The sequence below is a fragment of the Levilactobacillus sp. FUA 3915 genome, assembly GCF_044053135.1.
Taxonomy (GTDB): domain Bacteria; phylum Bacillota; class Bacilli; order Lactobacillales; family Lactobacillaceae; genus Levilactobacillus; species Levilactobacillus lanxiensis.
In genome coordinates this window covers 1015118-1029328 of sequence record NZ_CP168704.1, presented here as the reverse complement: position 1 = coordinate 1029328, position 14211 = coordinate 1015118, and the positions used below count along the sequence as shown (strand labels likewise).

Genomic DNA, 14211 nt, shown 5'->3' with positions numbered 1-14211 from the left:
CCTCAATGGTTTGTTTCGGACGATTTATTGAATTGAGGCTAGTGTACCCCTGGAAAAAAGTGGTGTCAACCGGTAATTTTAAATTTGGCGAGTTGGTGGCGCCTTACCAGGCGGTCAAAATAGGCCGGAACGCTAGGGGAGGACGGTAAAAGCCTGAGGAGCGGTCTTTTACCTCGCTTTGAACCGCCTAAACCGCGTTTCAAAGTCGCCATTTACTGATGTTTTTGCTACGCAAATCCACCAGTAAATCCCCTGGCTGAGCCTATTTTGGCCGCCCTCACGGCTCATACTAGTTTGGGTCCCGGTTGTCCCCACTTATTTCGGGTGACATTTTGTGTGGACACTTGATTTGCAACAATTAATAATCAAGAGTACGGCCAACTGTTATTAATAGCTAATTTTTAATAACAGATTGATAACTACCGTCCAACAACTGAAACAGACTAGCCGTGTCGGTGTCTTGATTCAACGCAATGGACAGCCAGTGCTCCTTGTTCATATGGTAGGCGGGGAGGTAGCCCGGTTTACTGCGGAGAATACTGCCAAGCTCGGGGTCAATCTTGACGTCTAACACATCGACCTCTTCCTTGCCTGTTAGGCCGAGTTTCTCCTTGGGCACATTCATCACTAGCCCGAACCATTTACCCTGACGATTCTTGAGGATGGCGTATTTCGGGTAGGAGCTGAAGGTGTATTCAGGCGTGACGCCGTAATTATCTTCCGTATAGGTGAAAATGTCTTTGCGGGTGACCATGATTACATAACCTTTCTATGTAGAAGTTCTGTCTTTATTCTACGCGTAATAGGGGTAGTTTGGGAGGTTTAGGTCACAACGTCGCCATTAGCCAGGTAGTCGTGACTGCAGAGAGGAATCAAATAAATCAAATAAATAGTCGTTCACTTTTCACTCAAGGAATTAATTAGTGAACGGTTATTTGTATGGAGCCAACGAGAAGGTTTGAAAGTAAAATTAGAGAACGATTAAAATGATTTGCTGTTTTTTAGGCGTCATTATATATTACTGACGAACAACCTAGTGACTAAAATATGTATAGAAAGTACTTTCCAGATATAAGTTTTTTAGGATGGGGGAGTTTCGATGTCAACAGTTTTAACAGTTGAAAATATTAGTAAAACTTTTATGTCAGGAAAAAAGCCATTCAAGGCGGTTGTTGACGTTAGCTTTGATATTCAAGCCGGTGAAATTGTCTCTTTACTTGGACCTAATGGTGCAGGCAAGACAACTACTGTTTCGATGATTGGTGGATATTTGCTACCAACTAGTGGGCAGGTAATTATTAACGGGAAAAATCGTTATGCGGACCATGATCGACCGCGGGTTGGGATTGTTTTGGGAGGAGAATTAGGCTTCTATGGTCGTGCGTCAGCGCTGGACAATCTACTTTTCTTTTCGGATTTGTCTCGAATACCGCATCGTCAGCAGCGTTCTGAGGCTGAACGTGTTTTGAATCTGGTTGGACTAAGCAATGTTTCTGATAAAAAAGTACAGTTTTTTTCGAGAGGAATGCGGCAACGGCTCCATATTGCTAGAGCCTTACTTGGAAATCCACCGTTGTTGCTCTTAGATGAACCAACTTCTGGTCTGGATGTTGAAATTGCCAATGATATTCATCAAACGATTAAGGGATTAGCAAAGCAGGGAGTTGCAGTCCTTTTGACTAGTCATACGATGAGCGAAGTAGAATCGCTGGCGGATCAGGTACTGTTGATTGGTGCAGGGAAAATATTTACTACGGGGACAGTTGAAGAAATTGTGAAAAAGTCAGATGTTCACCATATTGATCGACCAGCAACCTTGGAGGAATCCTATCTTGCTATTGCACCGCAACTAAGGAGATCTTAAGATGCGAATACTGCGGTTATTTTGGTTTCATTTAAAGATATATGCGGCCAACCAGTATTTTCTATGGTTAACAATTTCAAGTACGGTTTCAATTTTCTTGATTCAGTATGTTGCGGCATATGTGACACATCAATTGAGCGATCCTAGTTTATGGGTTCGAAGTGGCGTGTTTGGTCTATGGTCTTCAGCCACGACTGCAGCAGGTTGTATTGGATTTCAACGGTTTCAAGGAACCCTTCCGTATTTAATTAATACGCGGATTGATGATCGACTATCGTTGGTTGCTTTACTCCTGCCAGCGTCAAGTTTTGGCCTATTAGCTTTTCCAATCGCTTATGTTATGGCAGTTATGCTGGGAGTTGCCCATGGCAATCTTTCAATCCGATTAGGCTTGTTGATTTTTGCATTGTGGTTAGCCGCTGCGCTAATGGACTTTTTAGTTGCTGCGTTCTTTTTGCTGACGACAAATGCGATTGTTTATGAAGAGTTAATTACAATTCCGCTATTGCTGGCTTCGGGATTATTTAGTTCTGCAGCAGTATTTCAGCCCTTTCTCGCACCATTTCAGTGGTTGATACCATTATCGGCGCCCGTGCATGCTTTGCTTGGGCAATCCGGGAGATTTAACTTAGCAGGTTTTTTAGTTAGCTGTGCATTGTGGCTCGCGGTGACCTGGATTGCAACGAATAAAATTCTTGTAATGGCAAAGCGGACTGGAAATATTGGGGTGATGTAGTATGAAAATTCAAATTTCATCGTTATCTTATCTGCAAAATTGGAAGACGAGATTTGTTTATTTTCTCCTGATACCGTTAATTAGTTTGTGTCTGCTGGTTTTGATTAACGCACAATATACGAATCGCTTTCAATGGTTTGTGGCTGTGGCCACGACCACATTGTCCGGGGGAACATTAGCGATGTCTAGTATGGCCGAGCTGTTTGTGATGGATCGGAATTTAAGAGTGGACCGGGAATTGGTCGTGAATCGGCCATTTTCTGTCAAATATTGGGGATCTAAGACTTTGACCGCGATACTTGCGGGAGTGATTTTAATTATCATTAACTTAGGCGTACTTTGGGTACTGAGGGCACCGTTGTCCTTGCTAGTGAGAGCACTGATTGTTGCACCAGTAATTGTCATGTCAGGAACAATTGTCGGATTTGCAGCAGCCATTGCCGCTTGGCAGCAGAGTAACGCTTACTTTTACTTGAATATTGTAAACGCCTTTGCGATGGTGGTCTCAGGCGCGTTAATTTTAATTGATCAGTATCCTGGATGGCTACGAATGGTTAGCGTTATATTTCCGTTCTCCCATACGATTCGGTTTGTAATTACTGGACAAGGTGGCGTATTGCAAGATTTAATGGTTGATGCCATTTGGCTAGTGGTGGGGCTTACTATTTATGGCGTTCAAGTTCGTATGATTTTGAAAAAGTCAAGTCAAATTTGGTGATAGAGTAGTCTGAAAGATTGCTTTGGATGTTAGAATCTAAAAATCAGCTTCTCACCAACGCAGTATTTGCGTTTAGTGAAAAGCTGATTTTTAGGTTCTATTTCTTAACCGGTGCAGCTGACGGTGTTGCCAGTCCAGTCTTCAAAGCCGCGCCAATGGCGGGAATTTGACCTAGGTCGGCGACGTGATCACTTGGAACGACGACCACGTTAGCCGGTGAGTTAGCCAGGTCACTGAAAGCCGAAATCGATTGATTTTCGAAGAATTCCTTTGTCGCGGATTCCAGACTGGAGTTCACCGTGTCAATCCGATACTTTTCAGCGTCGGCGCGGGTCCGGGTGGCGGTTGCTTGGGCCGTTGCGGTGGCCATTAAGGCATCGTTCTTGGCCTTGGTGGTCAATTCGATGGACTTGGCCTCCCCTTCAGCCTTAGCGATAGCGGCAATCCGTTCCCGGTCGGCCGTCAATTGCTTATCCATGGCGGATTGGATCGCCTTGGATGGCGTTAATTCGTCAATGTTGGTCCGGTCAACGTTGATGCCATAGGTGTCGGTCAAATCCCCGATGGCCGTTGCCAGTTCCTGGTTGATCTTGGCCGTGGAACCCAGCGCTTGGTTCAGGTCCATCCGCCCGATGATGTCTCGCAAGTGGCCCCGCACCAGTTGTGCCATGGATTCCACGGAGTCCGTGTTTTCGTACTGGTATTTCACGGCGTTGGTGACGTGGTAGTTCAGCGTTAGGCTAGCCGAGACGTCGGCGTTATCCTTGGTGATAACTGAATAGTTAGGCAAAGCCAGTGGTGACATTGCCAGACTGACGGTGCGAATCTTTTGGATACCAGGCAGGTAAAAATGAATTCCGGGCAAGACGGTGTGCTTGTATTTCCCCAGCGTCTCAACCAATCCTTCATTATTTTGACGAACAATTCTAATCCCAAACATATCCAATTCCCCCTAGATTTTTTTCAACGTTAAAATATTCCCGTGACTCTCGATGACCGTGTAGTTGGCGTCCTTGTCCGGCTTCTCCGGAGACTCCAGCAGATACCGATAGTAAATGCCGGCGACCAGAACAAGTCCGGATTTGACGTCCAGTTCTTTTCCGGCAATAACGCGACCAATCAACTGCCGCTGTTCCCAGTTCCCCGCTGGGGCCGCGCGCGAAAGGACCTGCGCGATGTAGGCGTTGATGCTCCGACCATCAGCGTCCGCCGCGTCCGCCACCCGTTTGAATAGGCTTTCATCTAGCCGTAATAGAAAACGCTTCTGAGCTTCTTTTGCCATGATAACGCCCTCCTGATGATAGCTTAATGATATCACGATGATATCATTTTTACCAGTCCCCTGAACGGTTAAAGTGGTGAATGTTCGAATTAAAGCGTTAAGGTTGCGGAGCAGTGCCAGCAGCTTTTGCAGGAAATTGCGAGGCCAGAGTCTTGATGCTCGCCTAGTACACGGTCCCTTGGTATACTCTGGCTAGAGAAGCTAAGGGGATGTTTAGATGATGGGGAAGAAGTCACAGGAATCGGCGACGGTTAAGATGACAACTAAGAATCAGATTACGATTCCCAAAATGATTCGTGAGGCACTACAACTAAAGCAACAGGACCACTTGAAGTTTAAGATTTGCGAAAGTGGGGAAGTTACTGTGGAACGCGTAGAAATTGATGATTTTTGGACGGTAGTCACCAGACAGGAAAAAGACTATGGTAACCTTAGTACGCCGGAATTAAACTGGCATACAGATGTAGGCACAGAAAATTTTGATTAACGGCAGTCAGTTGTTTCTTACCTGATGATGACGAAAAATCGGGCCCCATACAATGGCGGGTCCGATTTTTATATTCAATGGGATTAACGGGTAATCTTAGCAGTCACCAATTTCCCCCGGTCGTTGACAATCACCAATTCATTCATCGTAGAATGTTTGGTCGCCACAGCCTTGAAGGTAATGCCACCCTTGGGGGTCAGGGTGGTGGTGTAGATGTTGCCATTTCGCGGATCCTTGAAGCGAGTGGTGGTCCCGAAACGGTAGCGGTAGGATTTCAGACCGGAGCCGTGATTCGTATCGTTGCGCGTGGAAAAGGTGACGTCATAGTACGGTTTGGCAAAGTTAGGCCGTTCCATCACGACCTCCACGCAATCCTGCAGGTTCCGGTCAAATAATCCGATGCGGTGGTCAGCCGTGACGTCCAGCATGAGGTCGGCGCCGTGTTTGAATTCGTGTTCGATTTCAGAATAGTCCCAATAGGTGTAGGTGACGTGGGTCACGTGGCGCTTGAACGTGCCGGCGGTGTTCTTCGAGTGGCCGGCGAGAACCATATAGCCTTCCTGATTCAAGAGATCCTTGGCCTTGGTTTGGTAGTGCGTGCCAATCCGCCCCGTTAACGTCTGACTGCTCCACAAATCATTCGCGGGATGGCCCTTTTTCCCGTACACATATTTCACGACCACTTTTCCGTAATTCTTGGGTAGTTTTCCCTGGTCGTTTTCGGTGGACGACTGACTAAATGCACCGCCGCCAACAATCCCAATCACGATAAAAATTCCTAACAAACTCAACCATTTTTTTAACATCATGTGCGCTCCCCGTGGATAGACTTTAACCTAAGCTTACCACTAATTAAGGGGACAAACTTTTAAATGTGAGCAAACAATTGCGAGCACATAAAAAACCGGACTACCTCACAGGATAGCCCGGTTTTATTAACGAGAATTAAGTCTGATTATTTACCAGGAACGTAGCTGTCATCAATGACCAAAACTGGCTTGATGGTCTTCCCGGAAACGGAATCAGCGTTGGCTTCGTTGATTTGACTGAACTTGTAGAACTTTTCAGTCTTGTCGAAGTCGAACATGCCCAGCTTGTAGAATTCAATCAAACGAGGGATGTCGATCTGTGGAACGGAGTCGCCCATGTTAACACCGATGACGCTCTTGTCGTTGACACAGAGGTCGTTCCAAGTGTCGAGGTCGATGTGTTGGTCGGTAACGGCGATGGCAGCGGAGACCCCACCTTGTGCTAAAGCTTGGATGGAGTTGGAGATGACGCTGGAAACACCGGTCGTGTCGACCGCGTAGTTGACACCGAAGCCGCCAGTCAAGTCTTGAACCGCCTTGACCACGTCGTCAACCTTCTTGCTGTTGATGACGTCGGTGGCGCCGAGTTCCTTGGCTAAGTCCAAACGAGAATCGACAATGTCAATGGCAATAACTTTGGTGCAACCAGAGATGCGGCCGGCCATCATAGCAGCCAACCCAACGGCCCCAGTCCCAAAGACGGCGATGGTGTCGCCAGGCTTTGGCTTCAAGGTGTTGAGGACAGTCCCAGAACCAGTAACGTAGCCACAGCCCAGCGGTCCGAGCTTCCGTAAGTCAAGGTCCTTGTCGACCTTAACGGCGTTCCGTTCCCGAACGACCGTGGTCGAGGTGAAGGAACTTTGGTCGAACATGTCAGCGACATCGTGGCCATTTTCAGTGAAGTGCGCGGTCCCGTCAGGACGAACCCCAGACAGGTTGTTCGCAGCGTAGTTTTCACACTGCGTTGGCATCCCGGCCAGACAGCTCTTGCAGTTCCCACAACCGTAGAAACTTAAGACAACGTGGTCGCCGGGCTTGAATTGGGTAACTTCTGGCCCGACCTTTTCAACGATCCCGGAACCTTCGTGGCCCAAGACGATGGGGTAGTCAATGGTGGCGACCCCGGTACGTAAAGCTTCATCGGAGTGGCAGATCCCACTGGCAACCATGTGGACTTGGATATCGTCCGCACCCATGTCAGCTAGTTCAACGTCATCACGAATTTCAAAATCAGCATTTTGCTTATCAACAACTGCAGCTTGAATCTTCATAATTGGCACCTCGTTTTAAAAGTTATTTACACTTGATAATTATGTCACAATGAGTCTTAAAAGCAAGCGCTTACATGTAGACGCCACTTTTAGGCTAAACCTAACAACTGCTTGCTAGGACTGCGGTCACGGTCCTGAAGGGGGACTGACCCCAGATTTGAAAAATGGTAACGCTTTATTCACAATTACAGAAAAAAGATAATTCGAAAGGGAATTATCTTCTTTCATGGTTAATCTAAGCTTGCGTCTTTTCTGGGTGACCCTGCAGGTAGATAACGTGGGTGTTCAGGAATTCTTCAATCCCGTGCTTCCCGTCGTCGCCACCGATACCGGATTCCTTCCAGCCGGAGTGGGAGCCGTTCATGGCTTCGAAGTTGAAACGGTTGATATAGGTTTCGCCGTCTTCGAGCTCGTTAGCTGCCCGCATGGCGTTCTCAATGTTTTCGGTGAAGATGGAAGAGGTCAGGCCAAAGTCACTGTCATTGGCCATGTCGATGGCATCGTCCAAGGTCTTAAAGGTCAAGACTGGCAGAACGGGACCAAAGATTTCGTCTTGCACGATTTCAGAGTCCTGCTTGACGTTGGTAATGACGGTTGGTTCGTAGTAGAAGCCGTTGGCAATTTTAACCTTGTGGCCACCAGTTTCCAGCTTGCCGCCGGCTTCAACGGCCCGGTCGACCATGCCGGCAACCTTGTCGAGGGCCCCTTGGTTGATCAGAGGACCCATGCCGATGTCTTCGTTCTTCATGGGATCGCCCACGGTAACGGCGGCCATCTTGTCAGCCAATTTCTTGGTAAATTCAGCCGCAACGTCCTCTTGCACGTAGACCCGTTCACAGTTGTTGCAGAGCTGACCGTTGTTGTCGACCCGAGAGTCGATGATGGATTGCACAGCGAGGTCGATGTCGGCGTCCTTGCAGACGATAGCGGGCGCCTTGCCACCTAATTCCAAGGAAACCTTGGCCATGTGGGTGGCTGCGGCCTCCATGACACGCTTCCCGGAGTTCACAGACCCGGTCAAACTAATGATCCCAACCTTCTTGTTCCGGGACATTTCGTTGCCAATGACCGAGCCGGGACCGGTGATGATGTTGACAACACCCTTAGGAATCCCAACTTTTTCAACGATCTTGGCAAATTCCAAGCCTAAGTTAGGTGTATCGGTACTTGGCTTCATGACGATGGTGTTCCCGGTAACCAAGGCTGGCCCCATCTTCCGCGCAATTAAGAAGAATGGGAAGTTCCAAGGCAAGATGCCGGCGGCCACACCGATGGGCTGCTTGGCAATCATGATATTTTCATTGGCGTTGTCGGATTGCAGAATCTCGCCTTCGTAGGTCCGTGATGCGCTGGCCATGTAGTCGAAATAGTCGGCGGAGAACATAATTTCCGTGGTGGCTAACGCCTTGACCTTACCTTGTTCCTCTTGGAGCATGGCAATCAGGTGGGCGGCATCCTTACGAACTTCAGTAGCGACGTCGTGCAGGTACTGGCCCCGGGTTGCGGCAGGCACTTTCTTCCAGGATTTTTGTGCTTCGTAGGCGGCGTCGATGGCTTCCCGGCATTCGTCTAAAGTTGCGCTGGGAACCGTAGAAATGGGTTCCCCAGTGGCTGGATTTAACACGGTGATCAGATTACCGGATGACGAATCCTTAAACTCACCGTTGATATACATTTGATAGTGTTTCAAAGCAACTGAACTCTTGGACATAACAATAAGACTCCCTTCAACATCGTCAAGATAAACTGACTTGACCCCAAATTGATGCCGAGGTGATGACTCGCACCTGACCCAGTAGGCAATTAACTGGCTAGGTAATTTTCTGTGGTGTAGAGGTTATCCCTCAACTCTGTTATACCGCGTTTTGATTGTTAATGTGATTATTTTCACAAATAATCTATTTCGGGAGCGGTGGTGATGCTGGCAACCCAGTCGGCGCGTAGGGACGGGCGGTTCGGTCGGTGACCTTATCAAGTTCTAGAACATTCGGGACTTGATAAGAAAAACGAGCAACCGCGGCAGGGTAGCCACAGTTGCTCGAATGTTTACTTGAGTTAGTCTGTTAGAAATTCCGGATGCTGCTGCAGAAAGGCGTTAACGCCGGGATGTTTCTGGAGAAAGGTTTGGAGGCGGTCGGAATCATTCATGACCGCTTTGAGTGCTGAAAACTCGGACTCACTTTGTTCTCCCACGGGATAGCGCAGTTCGGTCTGATTCCGGTCAGCTACGGCCTGAAGAAAGGCCTGGGCGACGTTGGCCGGTTGCATGGCGTCACTGGTCCCGGAGATGCCCTGGATGGTGATGAGGCCCACGTAAACGGCGGTGTCGGCCAGTTCGTCGGCCAAGGAATACGCGTAGCTACGCAGGGCGGCCTTGGTCAGGGACAGCGTGGTGGTCGCCTTGACCGGGTTCAGGGCCGCACCACCCCCGGTGATCAAAATGTTGCGGGGAATGTCAGTATCGTCTAAATCCAAAAACTGCCGCGTCGTGCGAATCGCGCCAAGCACGTTTACGTCAAAGGCCTGAGCGATATGGGTTGCGGGTGTGTCTCGTGGCCGGTCCAGCTGGGTGTCGGCCACGTTGTAGACGAAGGTCTCGGGCACGCCAAAGTGTTGGACGACCTGTCGAAAGAGGTCGGCGGTCGATTGTGAATTGGTGGCATCGGCCACAAGCCAGTCGGCACTGATGTCGGCGGCGCGTAGCTGAGCGGTCATGTGCTGGAGAGCATTCTCATGGCGCGCGGCCAAGACCACGTGCTTCCCTTGTTGCCCAAACGCCTGCGCGATGGCGAAACCGAACCCTGAACCTGCACCTAAGATGACGACCGTTTTTGTCATAGTGAAGCCTCCAATTCCGTAAATGGCCACGAGACAGAGCCCGTGACATGAGACGCTGTCGGAAACACAACGTAGAATCAGTATACGCTTGACCACGGGGGAATAGCCATTAATTCACCTTATAAATATACTTATGATAAAACTAATTTGGTGCAGGTAGCTGCCGCCCATAGTCGAGCAGTTTGCGCGTATCACGGCCAATCCAAGCTCAATGACTAGGGCCGTAAAGATTGAGCACGACGACGCCAACCACAACCAAGGTAATCCCCAGAACGCTGGCGAAGTTGATGGGCTCGCGCCAGAGGATGACGGCGAGGATCGTGGTGATGACGATCCCGATGCCGGCCCAGATGGCGTAGGCGACGTTCAGGTCGATACTTTTCATGGCTAACGATAGGAAGAAAAAGCAGATGCCGTACGCCGCCAGTGCGCCCACCGACGGCCAAAAACGGGTGAAGCCGGCCGCTGCCTTGAGTAAGTTGGTCCCAATGAGTTCCCCGATAATTGCGGTGCCTAGGTAAATATATGACATCCGCTCACCCCCCCATAGTTTCAATGACTTCTTGGCCATTAGCTTAGCAGTTTCACTGGGGGATGGGCGGAGAAAGTTTGTTGTTCGTAATTTGAGTGCGCAAACGGGATGAAGGCTAATAAAAATCGTGACGAAAACAGACAGCTTCACGTTGGAAAAATTCCAGTGTGAGGCTGTCTGATTTTGATGACTTAATGGTTAGTACATGTTAAGAGGAAATGAGTGACCAGTTAACCGATAGCTAGGTTACTTGATCTTCTCATTAGTGATAGCTTCGATGTCGCCCTTGGCAATCTTAGCCATGTGCTTCTTCAGATGCTTAACATCAGTCTTGTTCGTGATAAAGCCGGATTCGACCAGACTGTAGTCGATGCCCCGACGCCGCAACACGTTGCAGTTCCGTAGGTTGGTCCGGAAACTGTAGCCGTTGTACGCCCGATTCAAGCCAACGTATTTCTTGATGACCTTGGCCAAGCGTTTGTCACGGGCCGTGGGGTGCTTCTTGTGGATGATGACGTGGCCACCATGACCGGCAGGGGCGTCCAGATGGAACATGATGACGGTCGTGTGCTTGTTTAGCTTGTAGCTACCCTTGTGGTGGTAGAGCGTGTCGCTGACCAGGTTGTGCTTGGGATTGTAGAAGGTGATGGTGCTGTGCTTAACTTCCTTGGCGTACTTCCGCAGCTGGGGCAGCATGTGTTGCCGCAAAAAATGGGCTTCGGTCGTCCCATTGCCGCGGGCACCAGGATCACCGGCACCATGGCCCATGACGATTAAATAGTGTTTCTTCGGGGTCGTGCGCTTCGCCGCTTTAGTGGTCTTCGTGGTGGTTGCTTTGGCAGTTGCTGTGGTCGTCTTGGCCGCAGCGGACGTGGTCCCAAAAGTCAATGGCAGTAAGAGTAGGGCTGCTGCTAAACCCAATTTCCAGGTTCTCATATGTAGAACTCCTCATGTTGTGATGTGAATCGTTATCAGTTCAACTGATTAACTGAATTCATGATACGCCAAATGGCGTAAGATTTGTAGGATTCATTTAAAGAAAAAGGAATTATACAAGAGAAAATTCACTGCGACTCAGCATGCAGATTGGAATAATACCTTATGGGTGTAAGGTCGAACACAGTTTTATCGGCCGTACACCTTTGGTACGCTATAAAGGCAAAAAACATTATGGTGAGGAGAATGTTCAATGGGAATGCGGGTTGATTTACTACAGGAATCATACGCCCAACTCTATGAGTTAGTGGGTGAAGAGTTAACCGAGAAGATCTATGAAATGTACCGGGGCCGGCAAATTTCATTTCCAATGCGCCTTTACAACCGCGACAAGGTCGCCGAACAAATCGTTGAGGAATACGACGGTCACAACTTGGCTGAGCTAACGAAAAAATATGAATACTCGCAGCGCTGGATTCGCCAGATCATTCAGAAACATCGCGAAGAACATGGCGAGGAGAAATAGAAAAAGACGTTTGGACTTGAGCCCAAGCGTCTTTTTTGGCGGTATACTAGACTGAACAACATCCACAGGAGGTCCCACCAATGACACCCGAATCCCAAGTCCAAGCCATCATCACCGCCAACCCAGAACTCATGCAGATTCTACGGTTCATCCGCGACTGTCACCTCAAGCAGGGAGCGTTGGCAGCCGGGAGTATTCGCAACACGGTCTGGCAATCGCTGAGTGGGCAACCGTTTCAGCTGCTTAGCGACATTGATGTGGTTTTCTTTGATCCTGAACGACCGGTCAGCGATGACTTGAAAATTTACGAACACCTGACCCAGTTGGCACCGCAGTATCAGTGGCAGGTGAAAAATGAGGTTTACATGGCGCATTATAATTTCAGTGATACGCCCGAGTTCACGTCTGTGGCCGATGCCATTGGTCATTTCGTTGAGGTGCCCACTTGTGTCGGCGCCTACCTGGACGGGGATGCAGTCAACCTGATTGCACCCCATGGCGTGGATGACCTGGTTAATCTGCGGTGTCGCCCGATTCTCTTTTACCAACAGGATGCCGAGCACCTCGCGATTTATCAGCAGCGAATGGCGGCCAAACAGTGGCAACGAACCTGGCCGCGGCTACAAGTTGCGGAACGCTAGTACATCGTCAGAATAAAGATGACCTGATTTTAAGTCCATTCGCGGTTAAACGAATGGGCTTTTTTGCTAGTCACACCCCTTGCAATCCCCACCACGCGCGGTATCGTAGAGGCAAAGCACTGCGAAAGGAAGCACACCTAATGAAAGATACAACGACACTTTACCAACACGGCACGTTGGCCCTGCTGGTACCCGGCCTGTTAGCCGGCACCCTGACCATGGCCGAGCTCTTGCGGCATGGCGACACGGGCATTGGGACTGGGGAAGGCCTCGATGGCGAGCTGATTATTCTGGATGGTCACCCGTACCAGGTTAACGCGCAAGGCGAAGTCCATGAGGTGGCGGGCGACTTCAAGCTCCCCTTTGCCAACGTTCACTACGCCGACTACCAACCGTTGATGACGGTGCTGGGCGCCAGTCAGGCCGACCTCAACCAGCAGATTCGCGCACTGGCTCAGCTGGACAATGCCTTCTTCTCCGTTAAAATTACGGGGCTGTTCACCGCCATCCGGACGCGGGCCGTTGCTAAATCCGAGCCCCCATATCAAACGTTGGCCCAAGCCGCGCAGCAACAACAGATTTTTTCCCGTGGTGAGGTCGAGGGGACATTGATTGGCTACTACGCGCCACAACTCTACGATGGCATTGCGGTCGCCGGATTTCACGATCACTTCCTGGCGACTGACCACAGCTTTGGTGGTCATTTGCTAGACTTCGAAAGCGTCACGGGTGAGGTGGCCGTCCAGCCTTTTAGCACGCTGGCCCAGCACTTGCCGATTGCGGACGCCGCCTACCGCCAGCATGACTTTAGTGGTGACGATATCACCGGGGATGTTCGGCGGGCGGAGCACTGAGTTCACAGTAAAATATAGAAACTAAAATCAGCCTCGACTGCCATTCTCGGCAACCGGGGCTGATCTTTTTCGTTGGCGTGGGACCGATGATTAACCGAAAATGTGACAGACTGTAGAATTCTTAAGTTATTAGTTACTCGGTGGTGTGTCTAACCAGAAAATTAGTGTGTCACAGATTAAATTAAAGACAATGAACCAAAAAAGGACCTCTAGTGTGATGTGCTTGAAATTTAGAAGGATGGCTAAGACGGATAGGATGAAAATAATAATAAACTGTGGCCAACTGCTGGTTACAAATTTTCTTAGTAACTTATTAGATTTGGACAGTTTTAGGATAAGATACCTGAGCGATAGGCCAACGATCATTAAGAATACAGTCGAAAGAAAAGAAAAACTGGTGTGATACATGGGAGCACCTTCAATCGTTTTGGTCAATTTTCTCTGAATGAATTCAGAGGAAATTGATGAATTAAGTTGGCCGTTATTACCAGCTTGAACAGATAATATCCCCAAGGCAGATATACGTCAACAAGTTTATTATATAAATATAATTGTAAATGTACTATTTAAGACTTTTTGAAAGAGTAGGTCAGATATGATTTACGAGGGTGCAGTCGATTGTCAATTTTTATAAATATGGGTGAGGTGGCCGTTCAGTCCTTTAGCACGCTAATCTAGCATTCGCCGATTGCGGACACTGCCTACCATCAACATGAC

The 14211-nt window shown here is 48.9% G+C and carries 16 protein-coding genes; 7 read left to right on the top strand and 9 right to left on the bottom strand.

Going from position 1 to position 14211, the window contains the following annotated elements; genetic code table 11:
* Positions 1-394 precede the first annotated feature (394 nt).
* On the bottom strand, positions 395-754 hold the full coding sequence (locus ACEPST_RS05010; RefSeq protein WP_204120535.1) for an MmcQ/YjbR family DNA-binding protein: 360 nt from the start codon (positions 752-754) through the stop codon (positions 395-397).
* Positions 755-1099: 345 nt separating this feature from the next.
* On the opposite strand from ACEPST_RS05010, the gene ACEPST_RS05005 reads away from it, so the two are divergent.
* The 3 genes from ACEPST_RS05005 to ACEPST_RS04995 are packed head-to-tail and all read left to right on the top strand — an operon-like array spanning position 1100 to position 3318.
* Positions 1100-1864, top strand: a complete 765-nt coding sequence (locus tag ACEPST_RS05005; protein WP_395390549.1) for an ABC transporter ATP-binding protein — start codon at positions 1100-1102, stop codon at positions 1862-1864.
* A gap of 1 nt (position 1865) precedes the next feature.
* Positions 1866-2600 carry a multidrug ABC transporter permease gene (locus ACEPST_RS05000; protein WP_204120534.1) on the top strand — a complete coding sequence of 245 codons (735 nt, stop codon included), beginning with the start codon at positions 1866-1868 and terminating at the stop codon, positions 2598-2600.
* Between the two features lies 1 nt (position 2601).
* A complete protein-coding gene (locus ACEPST_RS04995) occupies positions 2602-3318 on the top strand; it encodes an ABC transporter permease (RefSeq protein WP_204120533.1) in 717 nt (238 codons plus the stop codon).
* A gap of 97 nt (positions 3319-3415) precedes the next feature.
* Here the strand turns inward: ACEPST_RS04995 and ACEPST_RS04990 are convergent, their stop codons facing one another.
* Together ACEPST_RS04990 and ACEPST_RS04985 are read right to left on the bottom strand one after the other, a co-directional pair.
* Positions 3416-4258: an SPFH domain-containing protein gene (locus ACEPST_RS04990; RefSeq protein ID WP_204120532.1), complete on the bottom strand. Its 843-nt coding sequence runs from the start codon at positions 4256-4258 to the stop codon at positions 3416-3418.
* A gap of 12 nt (positions 4259-4270) precedes the next feature.
* Positions 4271-4600 carry a toxin-antitoxin system HicB family antitoxin gene (locus ACEPST_RS04985; protein WP_204120531.1) on the bottom strand — a complete coding sequence of 110 codons (330 nt, stop codon included), beginning with the start codon at positions 4598-4600 and terminating at the stop codon, positions 4271-4273.
* A 220-nt stretch (positions 4601-4820) separates the two neighbouring features.
* Between ACEPST_RS04985 and ACEPST_RS04980 the strand changes: the two genes are divergently transcribed.
* The gene (locus ACEPST_RS04980) at positions 4821-5087 is read left to right on the top strand and encodes a type II toxin-antitoxin system PrlF family antitoxin (protein WP_204120685.1); all 267 of its coding nucleotides are present in this window, start codon (positions 4821-4823) and stop codon (positions 5085-5087) included.
* Positions 5088-5170: 83 nt separating this feature from the next.
* Here ACEPST_RS04980 and ACEPST_RS04975 read toward each other — a convergent pair whose 3' ends face one another.
* From ACEPST_RS04975 to ACEPST_RS04950, 6 genes are all read right to left on the bottom strand, one after another.
* Positions 5171-5893 carry a MucBP domain-containing protein gene (locus ACEPST_RS04975; protein ID WP_204120684.1) on the bottom strand — a complete coding sequence of 241 codons (723 nt, stop codon included), beginning with the start codon at positions 5891-5893 and terminating at the stop codon, positions 5171-5173.
* Between the two features lie 149 nt (positions 5894-6042).
* Positions 6043-7167, bottom strand: coding sequence for an NAD(P)-dependent alcohol dehydrogenase (locus ACEPST_RS04970; protein ID WP_203638443.1), 1125 nt, complete (start codon positions 7165-7167; stop codon positions 6043-6045).
* 235 nt (positions 7168-7402) lie between these two features.
* The gene (gene aldA, locus ACEPST_RS04965) at positions 7403-8878 is read right to left on the bottom strand and encodes an aldehyde dehydrogenase (protein WP_204120530.1); all 1476 of its coding nucleotides are present in this window, start codon (positions 8876-8878) and stop codon (positions 7403-7405) included.
* A gap of 344 nt (positions 8879-9222) precedes the next feature.
* Positions 9223-10005 (bottom strand): SDR family NAD(P)-dependent oxidoreductase, encoded by a 783-nt coding sequence (locus ACEPST_RS04960; protein ID WP_204120529.1) that lies wholly within the window; start codon positions 10003-10005, stop codon positions 9223-9225.
* A 208-nt stretch (positions 10006-10213) separates the two neighbouring features.
* The gene (locus tag ACEPST_RS04955; RefSeq protein WP_204120528.1) at positions 10214-10537 is read right to left on the bottom strand and encodes a DMT family transporter; all 324 of its coding nucleotides are present in this window, start codon (positions 10535-10537) and stop codon (positions 10214-10216) included.
* A gap of 246 nt (positions 10538-10783) precedes the next feature.
* Positions 10784-11473, bottom strand: a complete 690-nt coding sequence (locus tag ACEPST_RS04950; protein WP_204120527.1) for an N-acetylmuramoyl-L-alanine amidase — start codon at positions 11471-11473, stop codon at positions 10784-10786.
* Positions 11474-11726: 253 nt separating this feature from the next.
* Here ACEPST_RS04950 and ACEPST_RS04945 point away from each other — a divergent pair, with 253 nt between their 5' ends.
* The 3 genes from ACEPST_RS04945 (at position 11727) to budA (ending at position 13494) form a co-directional block, all read left to right on the top strand.
* Positions 11727-11999 (top strand): Mor transcription activator family protein, encoded by a 273-nt coding sequence (locus ACEPST_RS04945; protein WP_203638431.1) that lies wholly within the window; start codon positions 11727-11729, stop codon positions 11997-11999.
* Positions 12000-12079: 80 nt separating this feature from the next.
* Positions 12080-12640 (top strand): nucleotidyltransferase family protein, encoded by a 561-nt coding sequence (locus ACEPST_RS04940; RefSeq protein WP_395390547.1) that lies wholly within the window; start codon positions 12080-12082, stop codon positions 12638-12640.
* Positions 12641-12780: 140 nt separating this feature from the next.
* Entirely contained in the window at positions 12781-13494 is a 714-nt protein-coding gene (gene budA / locus ACEPST_RS04935; RefSeq protein WP_204120524.1) for an acetolactate decarboxylase, read from the top strand.
* Positions 13495-14211 lie beyond the last annotated feature (717 nt).